At 52.6% G+C, this 20,253-nt stretch carries 16 protein-coding genes and 1 other RNA gene; 15 read left to right on the top strand and 2 right to left on the bottom strand.

The window, feature by feature from the left end:
- Nucleotides 1-639: 639 nt before the first annotated feature.
- Together HNQ38_RS02630 and dcuS are read right to left on the bottom strand one after the other, a co-directional pair.
- On the bottom strand, nucleotides 640-1,314 hold the full coding sequence (locus HNQ38_RS02630; protein ID WP_183717838.1) for a response regulator: 675 nt from the start codon (nucleotides 1,312-1,314) through the stop codon (nucleotides 640-642).
- The gene (gene dcuS / locus HNQ38_RS02625) at nucleotides 1,311-2,903 is read right to left on the bottom strand and encodes a DcuS/MalK family sensor histidine kinase (RefSeq protein WP_183717837.1); all 1,593 of its coding nucleotides are present in this window, start codon (nucleotides 2,901-2,903) and stop codon (nucleotides 1,311-1,313) included. Before dcuS ends, HNQ38_RS02630 begins: the two co-directional genes overlap by 4 nt.
- Before the next feature lie 327 nt (nucleotides 2,904-3,230).
- On the opposite strand from dcuS, the gene HNQ38_RS02620 reads away from it, so the two are divergent.
- The 15 genes from HNQ38_RS02620 to HNQ38_RS02550 all read left to right on the top strand — a co-directional run bounded on the left by HNQ38_RS02620 (nucleotide 3,231) and on the right by HNQ38_RS02550 (nucleotide 20,220).
- A complete protein-coding gene (locus HNQ38_RS02620) occupies nucleotides 3,231-3,596 on the top strand; it encodes a hypothetical protein (RefSeq protein WP_183717836.1) in 366 nt (121 codons plus the stop codon).
- The gene (locus HNQ38_RS02615; protein ID WP_221277769.1) at nucleotides 3,554-4,066 is read left to right on the top strand and encodes a nucleoside deaminase; all 513 of its coding nucleotides are present in this window, start codon (nucleotides 3,554-3,556) and stop codon (nucleotides 4,064-4,066) included. Before HNQ38_RS02620 ends, HNQ38_RS02615 begins: the two co-directional genes overlap by 43 nt.
- A 352-nt stretch (nucleotides 4,067-4,418) precedes the next feature.
- On the top strand, nucleotides 4,419-5,207 hold the full coding sequence (locus tag HNQ38_RS02610) for a Nif3-like dinuclear metal center hexameric protein (RefSeq protein WP_183717835.1): 789 nt from the start codon (nucleotides 4,419-4,421) through the stop codon (nucleotides 5,205-5,207).
- A 20-nt stretch (nucleotides 5,208-5,227) separates the two neighbouring features.
- On the top strand, nucleotides 5,228-6,004 hold the full coding sequence (locus tag HNQ38_RS02605) for a zinc ribbon domain-containing protein (RefSeq protein ID WP_183717834.1): 777 nt from the start codon (nucleotides 5,228-5,230) through the stop codon (nucleotides 6,002-6,004).
- 96 nt (nucleotides 6,005-6,100) lie between these two features.
- Nucleotides 6,101-6,460: RNase P RNA component class A (rnpB, locus tag HNQ38_RS02600), an RNA gene on the top strand.
- 23 nt (nucleotides 6,461-6,483) lie between these two features.
- On the top strand, nucleotides 6,484-7,728 hold the full coding sequence (gene ispD, locus HNQ38_RS02595; RefSeq protein ID WP_183717833.1) for a 2-C-methyl-D-erythritol 4-phosphate cytidylyltransferase: 1,245 nt from the start codon (nucleotides 6,484-6,486) through the stop codon (nucleotides 7,726-7,728).
- A 27-nt stretch (nucleotides 7,729-7,755) separates the two neighbouring features.
- The gene (locus tag HNQ38_RS02590) at nucleotides 7,756-9,513 is read left to right on the top strand and encodes a long-chain-fatty-acid--CoA ligase (RefSeq protein WP_183717832.1); all 1,758 of its coding nucleotides are present in this window, start codon (nucleotides 7,756-7,758) and stop codon (nucleotides 9,511-9,513) included.
- On the top strand, nucleotides 9,513-9,995 hold the full coding sequence (gene dtd / locus HNQ38_RS02585; RefSeq protein WP_183717831.1) for a D-aminoacyl-tRNA deacylase: 483 nt from the start codon (nucleotides 9,513-9,515) through the stop codon (nucleotides 9,993-9,995). Before HNQ38_RS02590 ends, dtd begins: the two co-directional genes overlap by 1 nt.
- 28 nt (nucleotides 9,996-10,023) lie before the next feature.
- Nucleotides 10,024-10,377 (top strand): anti-sigma factor antagonist, encoded by a 354-nt coding sequence (locus tag HNQ38_RS02580; RefSeq protein WP_183717830.1) that lies wholly within the window; start codon nucleotides 10,024-10,026, stop codon nucleotides 10,375-10,377.
- A gap of 41 nt (nucleotides 10,378-10,418) precedes the next feature.
- Entirely contained in the window at nucleotides 10,419-11,555 is a 1,137-nt protein-coding gene (locus HNQ38_RS02575) for a FapA family protein (RefSeq protein WP_183717829.1), read from the top strand.
- Nucleotides 11,552-13,333: a CgeB family protein gene (locus HNQ38_RS02570; protein ID WP_183717828.1), complete on the top strand. Its 1,782-nt coding sequence runs from the start codon at nucleotides 11,552-11,554 to the stop codon at nucleotides 13,331-13,333. The genes HNQ38_RS02575 and HNQ38_RS02570 overlap by 4 nt, the downstream gene beginning before the upstream one ends.
- Nucleotides 13,330-14,751: a glycosyltransferase family 9 protein gene (locus HNQ38_RS02565; protein WP_183717827.1), complete on the top strand. Its 1,422-nt coding sequence runs from the start codon at nucleotides 13,330-13,332 to the stop codon at nucleotides 14,749-14,751. Before HNQ38_RS02570 ends, HNQ38_RS02565 begins: the two co-directional genes overlap by 4 nt.
- 187 nt (nucleotides 14,752-14,938) lie before the next feature.
- Nucleotides 14,939-16,810 carry a flagellar hook-length control protein FliK gene (locus HNQ38_RS02560; RefSeq protein WP_183717826.1) on the top strand — a complete coding sequence of 624 codons (1,872 nt, stop codon included), beginning with the start codon at nucleotides 14,939-14,941 and terminating at the stop codon, nucleotides 16,808-16,810.
- A 26-nt stretch (nucleotides 16,811-16,836) separates the two neighbouring features.
- Nucleotides 16,837-17,697 carry a flagellar hook assembly protein FlgD gene (locus HNQ38_RS02555; RefSeq protein ID WP_183717825.1) on the top strand — a complete coding sequence of 287 codons (861 nt, stop codon included), beginning with the start codon at nucleotides 16,837-16,839 and terminating at the stop codon, nucleotides 17,695-17,697.
- Nucleotides 17,698-17,790: 93 nt separating this feature from the next.
- Entirely contained in the window at nucleotides 17,791-20,220 is a 2,430-nt protein-coding gene (locus tag HNQ38_RS02550; RefSeq protein ID WP_183717824.1) for a flagellar hook-basal body complex protein, read from the top strand.
- Nucleotides 20,221-20,253: the final 33 nt, after the last annotated feature.

Here is a 20,253-nt window from a genome sequence, read left to right as displayed (position 1 = left end):
CGCAGTTATAAGGCAAGGGATCAGAAACGCCGAAAGGCAATGCAAAATGAAATTTTTGCTAAAAAAATCACTAACAAGCAAAGATGCTCCCCAATTGCCCATACTTTTTGGCCTGTTATTCCTATAGAATAAGTTTTTCCACCTTTTTTTCAGAAGGGAACTCGTTTTGTGTGTCTGCCCAGCAAACAGCCGAACGCATACCTAAAAAAAAACAACACAAAAGCTCATTCGGCGGTAAATAGAGGAACATCCCGCTAAAGCATAACGGTTGAACTTACAAAAACTGTCGTTCGACAAGCTCCTGAAGCACTCTGACTAGAAAAACAATACTTCCCTTGATGTTCGCCCTACCCGCCACACACTTTGCATGCCCGAAAGCCTTTTGCTCGTGCTTCTTGCGGGGATACCAACGGCACGGTGCAAGCCTTGCAATTGAAGTACTTACAGCCACTATTATGGTAAATACGGGATTTTGCGTTGCCCCTGTAGGCAGGCCACTCAGCCTGAGCTGTCATGCCGGGCGTCGCCGCCAGCAAAGCGAGAGTCAAAACAAATACTATTGTCAAAATACGTGGCATGCTACACCTCCAGTAAACGCATTTAGCTGAATGAATGCAACGCCGTAATCCCAAAGTAATATCAACCAAGCCAGTTATACAGCGTCACGGGGCGTCCTTGCCCACCATAGTCTTTGGCACTGCCAAGCCTGCCAGCTTCCATTAAATAATCAAAATACTTCTTCAAAGAAATTCTTGAAATTCCAGTTAATTGCTCAATGTCTTTCAAGCTGAATGGTGCAACTTGCTTCCGCAAAACACTCACAACTGTTTCAAGGGTTTGCGCATCCACCCCCTTGGGCCTTCCTGCTACCCCTTCGGGCTTCTTGATGAATATACGCCTGTCCAGAATATCCTGAGTCATAGGGACCTCAGGCGACAAGAGCAGACGGCGTTTTTCTTGAAACTGCAACATTGATTCGCGAAAGCGCTCAAAAGTAAAGGGTTTGACTATGTAGTCAGCCACTCCAAGGCGCAGAGCCTTCAAAATATCCTCGCGGTTCTGTGCCGCCGTGATCATAATGACATCAGAGTGGAAGAATTGAGACTTGATAATGCGAAGTAGCTCCATACCGTCCATGCCAGGCATAAAAACGTCAAGCAACACAAGATCCACATGGCACGTTTGCAACAGCTCCAGCCCGGCCTCGCCTGAGCGGGCAATATGGTCAAGGCAAAACCCATCAATGCGCTCTAGATATCCGGCAGCCAGATCGGCTACCATAGGATCATCTTCAACTATTATTGTGCGAATCACGCCTGTCCTCCGTCTGTGAGCCTGGACAAGGGAACATGCACGGTGAACGCTGTCCCCTGTCCCACACGAGAGTCTATTTCAATAGAGCCATCAAGCTCGTCAAGGGTCAAAAGCAGCATATACAAACCAATGCCTCTTCCCGCTCCCTTGGTTGAAAATCCCTTGCTAAAAATTTTCTGTATATGCTCTTCGCTGATACCATGTCCTGTATCCGCCACAGTTATAACAAGAGTGCCGTGATCACAGTGCACAGTCAGGGCTATGTGTTTTTCCTGTGTGTAACTGACGGCATCAAAAGCATTATCCACAAGATTTCCAAGCACAGTCACAAGAGCGTGCGCCCCCGTTGAAGAAAGATGTGGAATAACCCCACTGCCGCCCAGTGACAACGTAACGTTACGTTCGTGAGCACGGCTGAATTTGCTTTCCAAAAGCCCCACAAGTATGGGGTCTTGCACATTAACCTTGATAGACGAAGTTTCACGTATTTTACTGCCGATAATGTCCGACAAATACTCTTCCAGCTCATCATAGCGTTTATTGCGCAGCAGGCCAGAAATAACATGTAGTTTGTTCAGATATTCATGTGACCTGGAGCGCAATGCTTCAGCATAATTACTCAGGCCGGTCAATCGTTCCGCCAGGGCGCGCATCTCCGTCATATCCCGAAAAGTTGCCACAGCTCCCACAGTTTTACCCTGAATAATAATAGGGGCGCGGTTGGTCATGATGACCTGACCATTGATATTCTGCTCGCAGTCGTACTCTGGCTTGCCTTCGTTGAGAATGGAATCAAGCCTTGTTGACGGCACCACTTCATGCACGGGCCGCCCCAGCAACTCGCCTTTGACTCCAGCGGAACGAAGAATTTTCTCGGCCATCTCATTAACAACTACAAGCCTGTTGCTCTTGTTAATGGCAATAATGCCTTCACGAACAGTGCTCAAAATGGCGTTGCGCTCTTCAAGAAGCCGTGCAATTTGATGTGGCTCAAGCCCAAAAAGAATTTTTTTGATTTTGCGTGAAAGTTGTACCGCCAACAGCACCCCTATCAACAGCGCCAGGCTGAACAGCCATGTCATGGGGCTGGTAAGCCGGGAGACATTTTTTTCAATGTCTTTAGACATAATGCCAACAATCACAGCACCAATCTGCTTGCCATGCTCATCAAATACAGGCCTGAACGCGCGCTGCGAAAAGCCGAACGTGCCGCGGGCAGAAGATATATACGTCTTACCCTGCAAGGCATTTCCCTCATCTCCACCCACAACATGAGCGCCTATTTTAGGCGTTTCAGGGTGATAGATGCGGTTGCCATCCATATCAATAAGCACAATAAATTTAACGTTGGATACGCTGGTGAGCATTGTTAAAAAGTCGACCATCTGAAGCCACACGTCGCTATTCAAAGGCGACTGCATGCCCTCAATGACGGAAGGAGCTTCCGCTGAAAGCTGCGCCACGGTGGACACCGTCTGCTCCGCCTGCTCAAAGCCGTATTTGCTAATGAAATACGAACTTGCCAGATGACTCAAAAGTATGGGAGGGCAGAGAGCCAGACTGACCATAATGACAAGTTTGACAAACAAACTGTTGTTTCTGATAAAATTCATTTTGGAATGTGCCGGGCAATTGCCGAAGTTGGAAGTGCTTATACAGAAAACCAGAGCATGTTTTAACTAACTATCTGAAATACCGCTTAAACATCTGGAACACCTTGGAGAAGACAACCAAATTTTTCTATCGGTACTTCACACAAGCCTCAAGACAGCAAACAGGCGCTTTCGTATGGTGCTTTGACGTTGCAATGACATACTGGCACAATAAATATTCAATTATTACTATAATTAATTTTTGATATATAATTATTTTGCATAACAAGATACACCTATGATAGATGTCAAAAGATTAGCAATATGTTTATTCCTGCGGTCATCCATTATAATTGTGGCCGTAAATCATTCCTTCTCTTGCTGATTAACGCTATCAGAGGCGTTCGCTTTATTGGCAATATCCGGTTGATGATTTTCCACAGTTTTTTTATCAAACTGGCACACCCCAATGCAGCGTACACCGCCACAGTGCGGGCAGGAATTACGTGGTTGCGGCAAAAAAAGGTCACGAGCTATTTAAAAAAAATTGCTTATTTTCATACCATCCCTTTATCGCAGCGAAGGCTAAACCGCAACGCTGCCCGGGGCAAACAGCAGCTTGCCATTATCAACAAATTTAGTCGATTATGGGCAAAGAAAACGCTCACGCAAACATTGCAAAGGCAATAGAAGTGTCGAACAAAAAATTCATGAAAAAAGCCATCGAGCTTTCCGAAAAAAGTATGCGAACTGGCGGCGGTCCTTTTGGCGCAGTGATTGTGAAAGATGGCCAGGTAGTAGGAGAAGGCATGAACGGGGTTGTCCCCCTCAACGATCCAACAGCGCATGCCGAGGTCGTAGCCATACGCAATGCTTGCCAGAATCTTGCGACGTTTGACCTGTCTGGATCAGTGATATTCACGAGTTGCGAACCCTGCCCCATGTGCCTGAGCGCCATATGGTGGGCGCGCATTGAAAAAATATATTTCTGCAACACACGGGACGACGCAGCGGCAGCCGGATTTGACGATGCAGCCATCTACTGCGAGATATCAAAAAGCCTGCCAGAAAGAACCCTGCCCATCGAACAACTTTCGTGTGAAGGGGCATGCAAGGCTTTTCGCGACTGGCTGGGCAGCGAAAAAAAAGTAGCGTACTGACTTCGGGTATTGCGAACGGTCATGCCTCAAAGGCCTGACAAAATGCACAACGCCGCCTTTATTTATACAGACAAAGAATATGATGGCCGGCACTTACTTAGCTGCACCCCCTGACCAGGAGAGACCTTTCTTTGCAAGAGCCCACCTTGACAATCAGCCTTTTTAGCGCTAAGTGACATAAATTCAAAACCTGACGGTGCGCTCCAGTTTCATTGTGAATTATGGCGTCGCACCAAGCGGTAGGAATAAAAACTATCTTGTTGGTATCGCTCAAATTTCTTTTCACGCCGGTGATTTTTGGCGCTTTCTCTGCACCGCAAGAAAGCGCCCTTTTTTATGGTGGAGCACATACATGCAAGTAGCTGAATTAATTAGTACCATTGAAGAAATAGCCCCTCTGGAAGCTGCAGCATCCTGGGACATTTCTGGCCTTCAGGTGGCGGCCCTGCGGCAAGAGGTCAGCAGCGTAGCTGTGTGCCTTGACCCCACGCCACAATCAGTGAGGCAAAGTCTCGACCTTGGGGCGCAGTTTATTCTGAGCCACCACCCGCTCACGCTCAAGCCTGCCCTGCCTGCGAAGCTTGACGCATACCATGAAGTTTTGCGGCTGCTCATTCGCGCGGATGTGCCCCTGTATGCAGCGCATACATCACTGGATGTCAATCCATGCGGCCCAGTCGGCTGGCTTGCAGCAGATTTGAAGCTCGTCAACCTCACAGTGCTCGAACCCGTGCCCTCAACAATCGAGGGGCGCATACTAGGCTACGGCCTTGCAGGTGATCTTCCGCAGCCACAAACTGTGGAGCACATAATTCGGGCACTTGAAAGCATTCTCGACCTTTCCACAGCGACTCTAAGTGGGCCGCCCCCGGCAAAAATACACCGTCTGGCGTATTGCACCGGTTCCGGTTCATCGCTTCTTGCTGCGGCCCACAAGGCCGGAGCACAGTTGTTTATTACCGGAGATGTAAAATACCACACTGCGCTGGACGCGGAAATACCCCTTCTGGACGTGGGTCACCACAGCCTTGAAGAAGAAATGATGCGCCGCTTGTGCCACGTGCTCCAGCAACGGTGTAATGGCCTCACAGTGCACTTTGTGCCCTCTGCTTCGCCGTTCCGCACCGTTGCCCTGTCATGAATCACCAGGAGGATTTTTCGATGAGTAATGCCGTTTACTTTGAACAGATAAAGCAGCTTGTTGAGCTGCAAAAAGTTGATGATGCCATATACACCGTGCGGCAGGACATGGAGCGGGCCCCGAGCGAACTGGATTCGCTTGAACAGCGTTTCAATGCCAGCGAAACACAACGTAACTACATTGTGGACAAACTGACGCATCTGCAGGAGCAGCAGAAGCGCCTTTCGCTTGAAATTGATGATGATAGCGCCCGTATCAAAAAGAGCAAGAACAAGCTCATGCAGGTTGAGAACACGCGTGAATACCATGCCATGATGCGCGAAATGGACAGCATGGAAAAAGTGAACCGCTCCCGTGAGGAAGAGAAAATGACTCTTCTTGAAGAGCTGCAGTTCCAAAAAGACGCGCTGGCCGAAATTGACCTCACCCATACAGCTATTCAAGCCGAGCTTGAAGTCAAGCGTGACGGCCTTGAAGAAAAGCTGAAGAAAGGCAATGCCGCACTTAGCGAACTCAACGCCAAGCGCGCTCATGTCAGCAAGGCCATTCCCCAGCCTGTCTTCATGCGCTATGAATTCATCCGCGAACGGCTTGAGCACCCCGTGATCGTTGCCGTCAAAGAAGGCATCTGCTCCGGCTGCCACATTTCCGTTCCGCCGCAGTCCTTTATTGAACTGCAGCGCGGCCAGCAGATTTTGAGCTGCCCCAACTGTCAGCGCCTCATTTTCTGGTGCGAGCACTTTAGCGTGACTGATGCGCCGCAATGCGCTCCCAAGATGCAGCCGCTGACTGACTAAAACTTTTGCTCATGAAAATGACCGGGCCGCTCAGTGAATATTGCGCGGCCCGGTCTAGTGCGGCGTCCTTTGCCGCCCATGCAGCTATAGATTGCGGGAGTCGGACAGACCGTCGCCGCGGGTGAAAGCCCGGGGAGGAAAGTCCGGGCTCCACAGGGCAGAACGCTGGATAATACCCAGGGGGGGCGACCCTCGGACAGCGCCACAGAAAGCAAACCGCCCGATTTCGGTCGGGTAAGGGTGAAACGGTGGTGTAAGAGACCACCAGATGCCGCGGTGACGCGGCATGCTCGGCATACCCCGTTCGGAGCAAGACCAAATAGGGAAGGCGGCTGGCCCGGCCACAGCCTTCCGGGTAGGTTGCTTGAGGGTGCGAGTAATCGCACTCCTAGAGGAATGACGGTCACACGCGGGCAACCGTTGTGACAGAACCCGGCTTACAGTCCGACTCCCGCATACTGTCAGCCAAAGGCTCAGCCATGCCTGAATCTTCCATCCCCCCCCCAGGGCAAAGCAAGCCTTGGGCCATTTTACTGGCTGCCGGACAAGGCAGCCGTCTTGCTGCTGCCACAGGCGGCAGCGCCAAGCAGTTTATCTCGTGGCGTGGCGTGCCCCTGTACTGGCATGCAGCAAGAGCCATGAGCCGCAGTGCCACGATTGCCGGCATTGTTTTTGTTTTTCCCCAAATCGACCATAATGCGCATAAAGAGCGCTTGCGCGAGCTTCATGCCGCTGATGACCTGGGGTTGCCGTGGCTCACGGCGACCGGGGGCGAGCTGCGGCAAGATTCCGTATGGAACGGCCTGCGCGAACTGCCTGCTGATGCACGTCATGTTCTTATTCACGATGCGGCGCGTCCATTTGTGACACCTGTTTTGATCCGCAATGTGTGCGAAGCCCTGCAGCAAGGCATCGCCGGAGCCATTCCGGCCCTGCCCGTGACAGACACCATCAAGACTGTTGCTGATGGACTTGTTACTGGCACCCTGCCGCGCCAGACACTTGTGGCAGTTCAGACGCCACAAGGATTTTCTCTTGAACAGCTGCGCCAGGCCCATCTTAACGCCCAGGAAAAAGGATTGGGCGTTACTGACGATGCCTCATTGCTTGAAGCCTTGGGGTACAAGGTACATATAGTCGAAGGTGAGGTTTCCAACGTGAAAATTACCAATCCGGATGACCTGGCCCTTCTGCAGGATGCCCCGGCCCTTCCGCGCCCCTGCACAGGCATGGGTTACGATGTTCATCGGTATGCTCCGGGTCGCCCTATGAAACTTGGTGGAATTCTTATCCCCACGGGCCCTGAAGTTGTGGCCCATTCTGACGGCGATGTTCTTCTTCACGCCCTCACCGATGCGGTGTTGGGTTGCGCAGGGCTAGGCGACATTGGCCAGCATTTTTCTGATAAAGACCCCCGTTTTGACAATATCTCTTCATCTCTATTACTCGATCAGGCTCTCGACATGGCGCGTCAGGCAGGCGTTCGCCTCTGCCATGCCGACCTGACAGTCGTTGCCCAAACGCCGCGCCTGGCACCCTACCGCGAAGAAATCAAAAAAAACATTGCTCGCTTGCTGGCTCTGCCGCAAAGCTGCGTCAACGTTAAAGCCAGCACCGAAGAGGGGCTGGGTTTTACGGGCCGCGCCGAGGGCATCAAGGCGTATGCAGTTGTTACAGCGTGGGCGGAAACCGCCCCTGCACCTGTAGCGTCTTCCTCATTTTAACGCGACTTCTGATTCATAAGGATCGCCATGAACACAGAATTGTACCGTCCCTGGTTTGCCCACTATGACGCGTTTGTCCCCCGCATTACCGAGACATGGGACAAACCCCTATACGCCATGCTGGACGAAGCGGCGGACAGGTATCCCAACCGTCCGGCGATCATTTTTCATAATACTCGTATTTCCTATAAAAAATTGCGCGAATCCGCAGAACTTTTTGCAGGTGCGCTCAAGCGGATGGGGGTAAAAACAGGCCAGCGCGTGGCCCTCATGATGCCCAACATGCCCCAGACTGTGATAGCCTTTTGGGGCATCATCAAGGCCGGGGCAGTGGTGGTCATGACCAACCCCCTGTATATGGAAAAAGAGATTATGGCCAATATGCAGGACTCCGGTGCAGAGCATATTGTGATGCTCGACCTGCTCTGGCCCCGTGTTTCAGCTTTGCGCGACCGCCTGCCGTTACGTAACTTCATTATTACCGGCGCTGCCGATGCCCTGTCGTTTCCTCTTAACTGGTTGTACCGCCTTAAAAAGGCACGCAACAAAAAAGCGCCTATCCCATACGACGGAAAAAGCGTTTTTGAGTGGAAAAAAATATTCAAGGGCGCAGAACGCTATTCGGCTCCCATTGCCGATCCCCTGCATGATCCGATCATGCTTCAGTACACTGGCGGAACCACGGGCCTGCCCAAAGGGGTAACGCTTACACACAGCAACCTGGGCACAAACTGCCGCCAGGTTCTCGACATTATCAACGTAAAGGCCGAAGACCATCATACATTCATTTCTCTTCTGCCTTTCTTTCATGTGTACGGCCTCACCACTGGTCTCATCATTCCCATTGCCCTAGCCGCCACCACCCTGCCCCTGCCGCGCTATGTGCCGCAGGATGTGTTGCGCCTGATAGCGAAGCACAAACCCAGTATTTTTCCTGGGGCTCCCTCGGTATATATTTCGCTTTTGCAGCAAAAAAATCTGGCGCAGTTCGACCTGCACAGCATCAAAATATGCGTGTCCGGTTCTGCACCGCTGCCCAGAGAAATTTTCCGCCAGTTTCAGGAAACAACCGGAGCCTCCATCCTTGAAGGTTACGGACTTACCGAAGCGTCACCCATTACCCACTGTAACCCCTTGGGCAAACAGGGACAGAAAGCCAATTCCATTGGCATGCCGCTGCCGGGCACCGACGCCCGCATAGTGGATATGGAAGGCGGCTCTTTGACGCTTCCTCCTGGCAAAATGGGCGAACTCATCGTGTCCGGCCCGCAGATCATGAGCGGTTACTGGCGCCGTCCAGATGAATCGGCCAGCGCACTGCGCAATGGCTGGCTCTATACTGGCGACCTGGCCACTATGGATGAAGACGGCTATTTTTACATTGTCGACAGAAAAAAAGACATGGTCATCGTCAGCGGCTACAACGTCTATCCTCGCGAGGTAGATGAAGTATTGCTGGAGCATCCCAAAATTCAGGAAGCCGTGAGTGTGGGCATACGCGACGATATTCGCGGCGAGATACTCAAGGCCTATGTTGTGACGCAGGAAGATGAAGAACTTACCAAGGCCGATGTTATTGCATGGTGCCGCCAAAAGCTTGCGGGCTACAAGGTGCCGCGCCTTGTAGAATTTCGTAAGGAACTGCCCAAAACTATCGTGGGTAAAGTGCTCCGGCGCGCCCTGCGTGACGAAGAAGAAGCCAAGATAGCCAAGCGTAAGCAGCGCAAAGCGCAAAGTACCGCTGTTAACGCCGACAACGGTGAAGAACCTTTGGGACACTCCTGATGCGAATTTTGGCCCAAAGGGTGACTGAAGCTTCGGTAAGCGTTGATGGCCGCCAGGTGGCGGCCATCGGCCCCGGAATTATGGCCCTGGTGGGTTTTGGTCAGGATGATGGGGCGGACTTTCACACCCATCCTGCGTTTATGGGCATGATTCACAAACTTGTCGGTTTGCGCATTTTTCCCGGTCAAGGGACACTGGCCAACAAATTTCACACCTCTCTTGAAGAGTTCGGAGGTCAACTTCTGCTCGTGCCGCAGTTCACCCTGTATGCAGACTGCCGAAAAGGACGCCGCCCGTCTTTTACAGGTGCCGGAAATCCCACCTGGGCCGAGCCCATGTTTGACTATTTTGTGAAGATGGTTGACGAATCTTGTAACGTCAGCGTATCTTCAGGCATCTTCGGTGCCGATATGGCAATACGTCTGTGCAACTGGGGACCAGTCACTATATGGCTCGATTCAGAAAATCTGTTCAATAGTTGACGCCCCGCGTTATCCGGAGGACGGGCCTGTGTTTACCCTGCAAGCGGAGTCTCACAAAAACGTCATAGTTCTGCGCTACCTGGGCGACATGCAATTACCTGATGTACCCCAATTCAGCCGCCAATTGGACGAACACCTCCTGACTCCAGGCATCAAGCAGGTTGTTCTTGATCTGAGCCATGTAGGCAAGGTGGACACATCAGGCTTGGGGGTGCTTGTAAGCGCCAGTACCAAAAGCCGTGGACATGGCAGAAGACTTGTATTGCTAATGCCTGCTCCACATGTGGCAGATCTTTTGAAAAAAGTGGAAATTGAAGGATTTTTTCCTACCTTTGATACTGAAGAGGAATTGAAGGGCTATATTCCCGATACTGCGGACTAACCGCATCCGGGTGCATGCTCATCAGGTTCTACGGATGGTGCATGGTGCAATACTATCTGCGGCATTACTTCAATCCCGATTTTGACTACCTTCACCTTAAACCTGGTGGAGAGAACGGCTCGTCTGACGTCTACAGCCTGGGGTATGTCCAGAATGTCATTGACGGACAGGTGCTGGCCGAAATTATTCCGCTTGAAGATGCAGGGCCGGATCCTGACCCACGCTTCATGCTTGAAAAGCACAGGTTTCCTGCTGGCTCCAATACCCGCATAGACCCTCAGTATCCCAATTACCTTCTTGCTGCCGCCAATGGATATGTTTTCTATTTGGACGGTAGAATTACGGTAAAGTGCCTGCTCAATGTCCGTCAGGACATCAGTTTTCAAACCGGCAATATATTCTTTGTAGGCGACATGGCGATCCACGGCTCTGTACGGGCCGGATTTTCCGTGCAGGCCAATAATGTGCGTATAATGGGCATGGTTGAAGGCGGCGTGGTTCGCGCCCGGCGCAATCTCATGATTGACGGCGGCGTGCGCGGCGGTGCTGGGCAGCATAGCCTGGTAGACGCAGGCGGCAAACTTCTTTCTCCTTTTTTAGAAAAGGTAGAGGCCCGTGCACGCGACAATATCGTCATTGAAAAAAGCTGCCTCTACTCCACGGTTTATGCCGGAGCCAGCATGGTTGTGCGTGAGCTGGCCTACGGGGGCATCATCAATGCCTACGGCAGCGTTTACGTAGGCAAACAGCTTGGCAACAAAGCCGGAATCCCCACCAAAATCTATCTGGGCTATGACCCGCTGAGCATTCGCCAACTTGAAAAGATCGATGGCATCATTGCGCAGCAATCACAAACAATAACCCACCTCAACGCTGTTGCCGGGCACCTGGCGCCTGAAACCAATGAAACCAGCCGAAAACTGCAAGCCCTGCGGATACAGCGCACGCAACTGATCAAAAGACGCGACGAACTCTGGGCACGTCTTTCACAAGACGAAAGCTATATGCATAACTGCCGACTGCTCGTACCCGGGCGTATCTATCCCGGCGTGGAGCTCTCCATCGGCCGTGCCTACCTCACTATTGACCAGACGTATGACAAGGTTATGTGCCGTCTGGTTGAGCATGAAATTATTATTGAGCATTTACAGCACTCCCACCTTGGCGCTCCTCAATGACCCATCCAGACTCCCGGTCAGATCAGGTAGTATTCCGGGCGATCTTTCCTTCTGACGCCGTTTCTGGCGAACATGCGGCCCCCACTGATCTGGAAGCCGTTGTTGGCGCACGCAGCTTTGCCATGCTGTCTCCCGGCGGCCCGGCAAGAGAGACTGCGCTTGTGCAAACATTGCCATCTGAACACCTGGACACTGCCCTGCCAGTACTTCTTGGGTGCGGAATGGGCCACGCGCTGAAGCTTCTGCTGGAGCGTTGCTCCGGGCCAGTGGCTGTAGTGGAAAAAGAGCACGAAATCCAAAAAATAAGCGGGGCGCTTGCGTCTCTGACGCCACAAGACCGCCAAAGAGTGGAACTTGTTTCAACGGCCAATGCCGATGAAGCTCTGATGCAGCTGACTCATTGGCAATCGTGCCACAATGGGCTGCGCCTGCTGCCAATAGCCCTCCCCTTCTATCTCCGGCTTGACCGCGCCTACTACGGATGGCTGCAAAAAGAACTGGCCGCCAGTGCCCGCTTCGACTTCTGGAGCCGCGCGGCTGGCCCACGCTTTACAGGCAGCCAACCGCGCGTTCTTCTTCTTACCAGCAAATATTTTCTTATGGGCGAAGTTGAAGGCGCATGCCACACGCTTGGCATTGAGCACAAGCTTGTGCATATCAAAAATGATACCGTGGCCCGCACCGACTTTGTCGAACAGTTGCTTGAAGCTGTGGTTTCCTTTCGCCCAGACTGCTGCATAACGCTGAATCATATGGGCGTGGACGTTGAAGGCGTGCTTATGGACCTGCTTGCCCGCCTTCAGTTGCCTCTGGCCTCCTGGTTTGTGGACAATCCCCATCTGATCATCCACCTGTATTCACGTTGCGTCAGCCCCTGGACGGCTCTGTTTACCTGGGATGCGGACAACATTGAAAGCTTGCAGGCAGCAGGTTTTGAGCATGTGTTTTATCTGCCGCTCGGCACAGACCCGGATCGCTTCCATCCCGACAAGGGCGCAAGCGCCCCGGCTGCATGGCAGGCAGATCTTTCCTTTGTTGGAAATTCTATGGTGTACAAGGTGGGCAGCCGCCTGAAGAACGGGCGTTTTCCCCGTGATCTGCTGCTTCCCTTCTATAAGGTTTCACTCGCCTTTATGAAAAGCGAACAACGCTCTGTCGCTGAATTTCTGCGTGATGCCTTTCCACAGGTATTCACCCACTATGAGGCCCTGCCGGACAATGAAGCCAAGCTGGCCTATGAAACCGCAATCACCTGGCAGGCCACTCGTCTCTACCGCAATGGCTGTGTACGCCGGTTACTGCCCCTGAAGCCTCTTATTGTAGGTGATGACGGCTGGAAAATAGAATTCCGGCACGAACCTGTGCAGCCACGGTATATGGAACCATTGAGCTACTATACAGATTTACCGCGCTTCTATTGCCGCTCGCTTGTGAATTTCAACTGCACAAGCAAGCAAATGAAAGGGGCTGTGAACCAGAGAATCTTCGACGTGCCTGCCGCAGGGTCCTTTGTTTTGACTGACTGGCGTCCACAAATGGAACAGCTGTTTGAACCCCACGAAATGCTCTGCTATCGCGAGCCAGATGAAGCCCCCGAACTGGTACGGCATTATCTGACACACCATACTGAGCGTCAAAGCACTGCTCTGCGCGCGCGAAAACGGGTACTGGCCTGCCATACCTGGGCACACCGCCTGCAAACACTGCTGGAACGTATGCGGCAGGTCTATGGAACGCCCGTAGCCCAAAACTCCCAGAGGCGCAGGGAGCGTGCATGAGCGCCGACCCGATACTTATTCTCCAGATGCACCGCATGGGAGATTTGATTCTTACCATGCCCCTGCTTGTTCATTTACTCAGGCACTGGCCCGAGCACGAGGTTTGGGTCGCAGCCGAACCGCATTTTTTTCAAGGTCTCATGCCTCTTTTGCCCAATGTCGTTTTTTTCCCGCCAAGTCATTGTGCTGCTTTGGCAGAACGTCACTACGAAATCGCCATCAACCTGAGTAGCCGCCCTCAGGCGCTGGACTGTCAGGCACGCCTTAAGGCTGCCCGCAAACTTGGTCCTGAGTTTCTTTCTGGCAGTCACCCTTCTGATGGCTTAAATCAGCACATCCGCGGCTTTTGGCAGCTGTACCGGGCCGCCCTTACGCAAAACAATTGGAATAATGCCTTCCATTGGGCAGACCTTCACCTGCTCGACCTTTTTGAACACCCTAATCTTTCACGTGTGCCACATCCTCGGCCACAGGCTGCCAAGTCTGGCCGCATAGGGCTGGTTCTTGGCGCAAGCGAGGCGGCCAAGCGGCCAAGCATAGATTTTTGGGCCAGACTGGCCCGACGCCTGGCAACTGAAGGGGCCGTCCCCTTTCTGCTGGGCGGTTCTGCGGAGCAGGAACTGGGCCGTGAAGTAGCGCGAAGAGCCGATTTACAGGGATCTGACCTGTGTGGACGCCTGTCCATCAAGGATCTGGCCGCTCTAATGCGCACGCTGGACCTGTGCATTACCCCTGATACTGGTCCGATGCACCTGGCCGATCTTGTTGGCGTACCGGTACTCAACCTTTCAATGGGTCCGGTTCACGCCCGGGAAACAGGACCAACCTCGCCTGGGCAGTATGTGCTACGCGCTGCCATGAGCTGTGTTGGCTGTTGGCAATGTCATCGCAGCCAACTTTATTGCAAACAGGCCTTCACTCCGTCTGGAGTAGCGGCACTGGTTTTGAGCCTTCTGCGCGGCTCAGGGGAGCCATATGTTCCGCCAGGATTGGCTCTCTCACGCACTGGACGGGATTTTCTGGGACTGCACAGTCTTGAAAGACTTGGCACCGCCACCGAGTTAAGCTGCCGCCCCTTGCTGGAAGATTTTTGGCAGGCCATTTTTCTTTTTCTCTACGACCCCACACAAAACGCTTTGGTGACACAAAGGCTGAACCACTTGCGTTCAACCTTCCCCAATGTTGTGAGGAATATCGCCTCAGGGCTTGCTACGCTATGTAGCATCTGCGCGCAGCACCTCAAGACACACAACTCCCGCCTGTCGGACGATTTTTGGCGCTCACAGTCACCCTCCATTCGCCTTTTCAGTGGCTATATCCATATGCAACTGCAAAATGGCGGCTACTCCACACAAGCTTGGGGGGAAGCGTTGAAAAATCTGGACAAAACCAGCACTTTTTTTACAAATCCATCCTGAGCTCTCCTTCCCTTAAGTCATAAAAATTTCGCCTTGCTCCCTTGGGCTCTGCGCAGTTTCCGATGCAGAAACAGCATCGGCAATACTTGCCTTCTTCCCTCGCCACAACAAAGTTTAACACTATGATATAATTATATTTTAATTTTTGGAACAGTCTTTGAAAGAGATCTGGCGCAAGGAGTGCACGATGCAGATTATTCCCACTAGCGCCGGTTCATTTGATGTCCTCATCTCCAGCAGCAAGGAAAACTCATCCTTCGCTGACTTTTTCGCTTCCGTACATGAAGCTATTGACAGCATCGAGCGCGGTGAAAACGTTTCTGTCAGTACGGCGCTTGAAGAAGAGCAAACCACTACGGCTGCAACCCCCAAGGTGCAAAGCCCTTACAGTCGTTCCACCACCAATGGCGTGACCTATACCCTTGATGAAGTATGCTTCACCAAGCAGGAACTGGCCCAACTGCGCCGTGACCTCATCAAGTCAGGAGCACCCGAAAATGCTCTGAGCAAATTCGACGCTCTGGTCGGACAGCCTGATGGCGCAACGCTGGCTCAGGTCATGGCCAGTTTGCAGACTTTGAGCGGCGCTCCCCAGCTCAGTGATGATGACAAGGCTCAAATCACTTCACTGCTCAAAAAAATTGATTCTTCTGGCGTTCTGGACGCGAGAGTGCAGCAGCTCATGGCCGACGGTAAAGGCGAAGCGGCCCTTGGCACTGTCTACGCTTTTATCTCGCAGATGGACCCCACGACAGCCCTTGAAGTGGGCGCTACTGAGGCGATCGCTTTTGGCCGTGGCCTGGGCCTTGATACTTCAAGCCTGCAAACCTTGGCCAACAGTTTTGGAGGCAATAACAACGCCAATTTGCTTGTGGGGCAGCTCTCTGCCCTCATGGCTCCGGTAAGCAGTTTTTTCAATGAGCAGAAAACTGCTCAAAAACAGTTGGACACTGCCTTAAAAAATACCTTGCAACCGCTTGTAAGCAAGGCGCGGGCGCGCACTGAAAAAGAGCTTCAGGCCAGTGCGTTGCGCAACAAGGAAGCACAGCAAAGCAAGCTTCTCATCGACCAGACTGTCATGAAAAATAGCCGCCAAATGCTCGAAGAAACATTGGGCGCTGGCGGACAGGACGGGGCGAAGGCCGTCGATATGGAAACTGCGCTGCGCCAGAGCGACGCCATCAGCAAAAAGCTTGACGGCAGTCAAAGCGCTGGTGTTGGGCATGCTGGCAGCCAGGAGGCGAAAGCTTCTGCCGATACAGGCTTTTCCAAGGCTTCCTCCAACAAGGAGCAGGCTTCTAACGTCCAGAGCGCCACAAACAGACGCTCTGAGGACACTCCCTTGGCGCGCACCACCACAGACGAACGCCAAAACGAATCAGGGCGCCGCCACTCTGGTGACAATCGCCAGGAAGCCAACTCCGAAGCAGGGCGTGATCCGTCCTGGAATGAAGTTACCCGCAAAGTTGAAACAAATCCCCTCTTCACCATGCGGCAGGATAATCAGGTTGCGGCTTCTATGATCCAGAACCTCGGCGCTGCTGTTGAGCAACCCGAAGCCATTTCACAGCCTGCTCCTATTGCCAGGTATGTTTCCCAGCAAGTTGAGCAAGGGCTGCTCTCAAACTTCCGTAACGGCACTACCCGTCTCGACCTGCAACTGCATCCACAGGAGCTTGGAGCCATCACCCTCAGCCTCAGCCTGCGTAATGGCGAGGTAAGTGCGACCATTCGCTCTGAAAAAACGGAGACAGCCGAAATAGTCACACGCCAGCTTGAAGCCATTCGCACAAATCTTGAGCAGCAAGGGCTCAAAGTGGACAAGGTGGAAGTGCAGTTGAACTCGCGCCAGCAGGACGAAAATGCCTGGCAGAACCTCGATCAGCACAATTCGTGGCAGGAAGAAGATGCCCGGCGTGAAGAACTTGCGCGACTTAAGAATCTTTCAACAATGCGTAGTTCCTCAATTAATTCAGAATCAGCAGATTTGGAACAACCTGTGCATTCTTCTGTCCATGCGGCAAGATATGCCACCCGTACACTAAACGTGGTAGCGTAAAAACAGCCCCGTGTGAGGAATGAATCATGGCCAGCAGCATTACACAGTCACTGAACCAGACCAATAATGAGTTCAATACCGCCCTGAGCAAACAGAAGGGCAGTAATCTGGATAAGGACTCTTTCATGCTTTTGCTGGTAACGCAGTTCAAGTATCAGGATCCCTTGAATCCTATGGAAGACAAGGAATTTATTGCCCAGATGGCGCAATTCTCCAGTCTTGAACAGCTCATGAACCTCAATACCAGCATGGAAGGGCTCACTGACGCCACTAACAATCAACAGATGATCAACGCCACTTCCTACATCGGCAAACAGGTGACGGTTACCGGCAATTCTATCGGCAAAACCACGGACGAGACCACCAAGGAAACCACCATTACGCGCTTCCGGTATGCCCCTGCTGACAACACGGTTGGCGGCACTATCACAGTTCGTGATTCTGACAACAACGCTGTCTACGTTGAAGAAATCAGTGCCAAAAACAAGGGCACGACATACGAATTTCTGTGGAACGGCAAAAGCAATGACGGCACTGTGGCGGGCGACGGCGTATATACGGTCAGCCTTGTACTGCGTGATTCCAACGGAGACGCAGTTCTTTCCGATCAGGTGGTTGACGCCAAGGTTACAGGCGTTGTTACAGACAACGGTGTTGTCTACCTCGGCCTTGAAGGTGGTCAGCTCATGCCCCTTGCCAACGTGCGTCAGGTTATGCTGCCCGCAACCACGGCAGCCAGTGACGACAAGGACACGGGCACGGGCACCGATACAGGTACGGATAGTGGCAGTGGCACAGATACAAATAACAATGCCGCTGCCAGCAGCAAAAGCCTTGTTGGCGACGTCAATATCAGCAACATCAGTCTCAACGGCACACTTTTCTAACAGGCAACACGGCAATAGAGAGTCGGGGCAGCGCACAACAGCGCGCCCACTCTGAAAATACATATCCCCCTATCCCAAGACGCGGAGGAAATTATGGGTCTTTCAGCCAGCATGTGGACAAGCGTTTCAGGCCTGCTCACTCACGGCCAAAAAATGAATGTGGTCGGCAACAATATAGCTAACGTGAGCACTCTTGGTTTCAAGAGCCAGCGCATGGACTTCAACGATTATCTGTACAGGGGCATCGGCACAACCAGTGGCGGTAGCCAGATTGGTGCTGGCGCTGGCGTGTACGCCATCCTTGGCGACTTTTCACAGGGTTCGCTAGAGTCTACCAACTCTGTGACGGACCTTGCCATTGACGGTAACGGGTTCTTTCAGGTTCGCAAGACCAACAGCAACCAGATGTACTACACCCGCGCAGGTGATTTTTACTTCAACAAGGATCGTGAACTTCAGAATCCTGAAGGCTACTTGTTGCAGGGCTGGAAGGTCAACAACGAGAAAAAGCTGACTTTCAACAGCGGCGCGACCAATCTGGGCAACTCCAACCTGAGCGAATCTGCCTATGTTGGTTCCGGCACGCCCACCGACATTGTGCTGGACAGTTGGAACATTGTTCCCCAGCAGACTACCAACGTCACCTTTACTATGGGTCTTACTAATGACGGTAAGGGCGACCGCACGACCAGCAGCACCAGCCCCATGACGGCCCTCTTTGACTTGTGGGACGCCAGCAGCCAGCCTCCTCTGGCAGACACGTCTTATGCCACCCAATCCAGCATTGACGTTTATGACGAGGGTGGGGCCACCCACACGCTTACCGTGTACTATGACCAGGTAGACGCAAAAAAGACGGACACCAACGGCAACACTATTTATGACATCAAGGGTCTGCCTGCCGGGTACACCATGTATGAATACCTGGTGACCATTCCCCCGTCTGAAGACAAGCGCAGCTACGGTGGCGAAGGCTACAATGCTGCCACCAATACCTGGACCAAGGAACCCACGCAATTTTATGATGACCCGACCTTAGGCACCAACAAGCAGGCTGGTGTACTTATGAGTGGCGTCATGATCTTTGACGCCAGCGGACGCCTCGTCAACCAGACCGCTTATAGCTATGGTGCTACGGAAACCCCAGCCGCCAACAATCAGGTCGCCGTTGACCCGGCGGAAAAATCTTCCTGGCAGCCCACCAAAACGTCCAGCAATGGTCTGCCCGTGTTCTCGGCCAACTTTAGCGGCCAGCCTTTGGCCAACAGTGTGAGCGAGACCGTACAGACCAGCCTGGGGGGCACTCCTGTAAGCCAAGTGCAGAACTACATTACTGAGCTGGATTTCGGCCTGAAAAACATCGGCAATCCGGCCTGGAACAATCCTATGGCCACTGCCGTGAAGACCAACAGCCTCGGCCAGCCTGTCGACGCCAGCGATAATGCTCTCGGCATGGACAAGTACGGCTACTACTACATCGGCGCTCCCAATCCGGGTTCCTATGGCACGACGACCTCCGTTGGCGGCAGTACAGAGCAGGTTTACGCTGATACTACCGGCTACTACTATCTGAATGGCACTAACAAGGTCTATGGTTCCGCATCCGTTGGATCCCCTGCAGCCACAGTCGAAGCCTTAAGCAATGGCAGCAGCTATTACTTCGTCGATGCCACCAACGCCAACGCCAACTGCTTCAATACGACAGTTGTCGGCGGCAATACACTTCCTGCCTATCAGGACAGCTACGGTTATTATTATATGAGTGGCACCGATCAGGTGTACGGCAGCGTGCCCAGCGGTGAAGACGTACTGCACGACAGCAGCGGTTATTATTACATGGCAGGCGGCACTACCAAAACTTCTGTGACCTCCGGCAACTTCACAGCCGTTACGGCCACAGCGTTCAAGCCTGATTCGTATACAGTGCCTACGGATGCTTCACGCCCCGTTGCCGCTACTGAAACGGCTAACAACAGTCTGGCCAGTCTTACAACCATGTCCAGAGTCAGCGGTACCTCATCCACAGGTGTGCCGATCTTTGAGAACGTCATCAACTACGGCACCACTGTGCCCACCATGACCGGTGTGGAACGTCAGGAATACTCCAGCGTGGCCAACACGACATCATACACGGTGCAGAACCGTAGTCAGGACGGCTATGCCTCCGGCACGCTGAGCAACGTGAACATTGATAGTTCCGGTGTTGTTTACGGTATCTACTCCAACGGTAAAACCCTGCCGCTGTATCAGATAGCCCTGTATGACTTCCAGAACCATCAGGGGCTGTACCGCGAAGGCGGCAACCTCTTCTCCTCCACTCAGGATTCAGGTGAGCCCCAGTTGGGTGTTGCTGGCGACAACGGCTTTGGCACAACGCGAGCCTACAACATAGAACAATCCAACGTGGATATGACCACAGAATTCGTGCAGATGATTTCGACGCAGCGCGGGTTCCAGGCAAACTCCAAGGGCATCACCACTGTGGATACCATGCTGGAAACAGTTATCGGCATGAAGAGATAGTAATCGGTCTGTTTGAAAGGATGGAGAGTTCGG

Origin of the sequence: Desulfovibrio intestinalis (assembly GCF_014202345.1) — a bacterium.
Classification (GTDB): Bacteria; Desulfobacterota; Desulfovibrionia; order Desulfovibrionales; family Desulfovibrionaceae; genus Desulfovibrio; species Desulfovibrio intestinalis.
The sequence above is the reverse complement of the archived record's forward strand: the minus strand, read 5'-3'. Positions and strand labels throughout refer to the sequence as shown.

Excerpts from the sequence above, each read along its gene's own strand:
- HNQ38_RS02620 (WP_183717836.1), top strand. The coding sequence starts at position 3,231 with ATGTTTATTCCTGCGGTCATCCATTATAATTGTGGCCGTAAATCATTC.
- HNQ38_RS02615 (WP_221277769.1), top strand. The coding sequence starts at position 3,554 with ATGGGCAAAGAAAACGCTCACGCAAACATTGCAAAGGCAATAGAAGTG.
- HNQ38_RS02610 (WP_183717835.1), top strand. The coding sequence starts at position 4,419 with ATGCAAGTAGCTGAATTAATTAGTACCATTGAAGAAATAGCCCCTCTG.
- HNQ38_RS02605 (WP_183717834.1), top strand. The coding sequence starts at position 5,228 with ATGAGTAATGCCGTTTACTTTGAACAGATAAAGCAGCTTGTTGAGCTG.
- ispD (WP_183717833.1), top strand. The coding sequence starts at position 6,484 with ATGCCTGAATCTTCCATCCCCCCCCCAGGGCAAAGCAAGCCTTGGGCC.
- HNQ38_RS02590 (WP_183717832.1), top strand. The coding sequence starts at position 7,756 with ATGAACACAGAATTGTACCGTCCCTGGTTTGCCCACTATGACGCGTTT.
- dtd (WP_183717831.1), top strand. The coding sequence starts at position 9,513 with ATGCGAATTTTGGCCCAAAGGGTGACTGAAGCTTCGGTAAGCGTTGAT.
- HNQ38_RS02575 (WP_183717829.1), top strand. The coding sequence starts at position 10,419 with ATGGTGCAATACTATCTGCGGCATTACTTCAATCCCGATTTTGACTAC.
- HNQ38_RS02570 (WP_183717828.1), top strand. The coding sequence starts at position 11,552 with ATGACCCATCCAGACTCCCGGTCAGATCAGGTAGTATTCCGGGCGATC.
- HNQ38_RS02565 (WP_183717827.1), top strand. The coding sequence starts at position 13,330 with ATGAGCGCCGACCCGATACTTATTCTCCAGATGCACCGCATGGGAGAT.
- HNQ38_RS02560 (WP_183717826.1), top strand. The coding sequence starts at position 14,939 with ATGCAGATTATTCCCACTAGCGCCGGTTCATTTGATGTCCTCATCTCC.
- HNQ38_RS02555 (WP_183717825.1), top strand. The coding sequence starts at position 16,837 with ATGGCCAGCAGCATTACACAGTCACTGAACCAGACCAATAATGAGTTC.
- HNQ38_RS02550 (WP_183717824.1), top strand. The coding sequence starts at position 17,791 with ATGGGTCTTTCAGCCAGCATGTGGACAAGCGTTTCAGGCCTGCTCACT.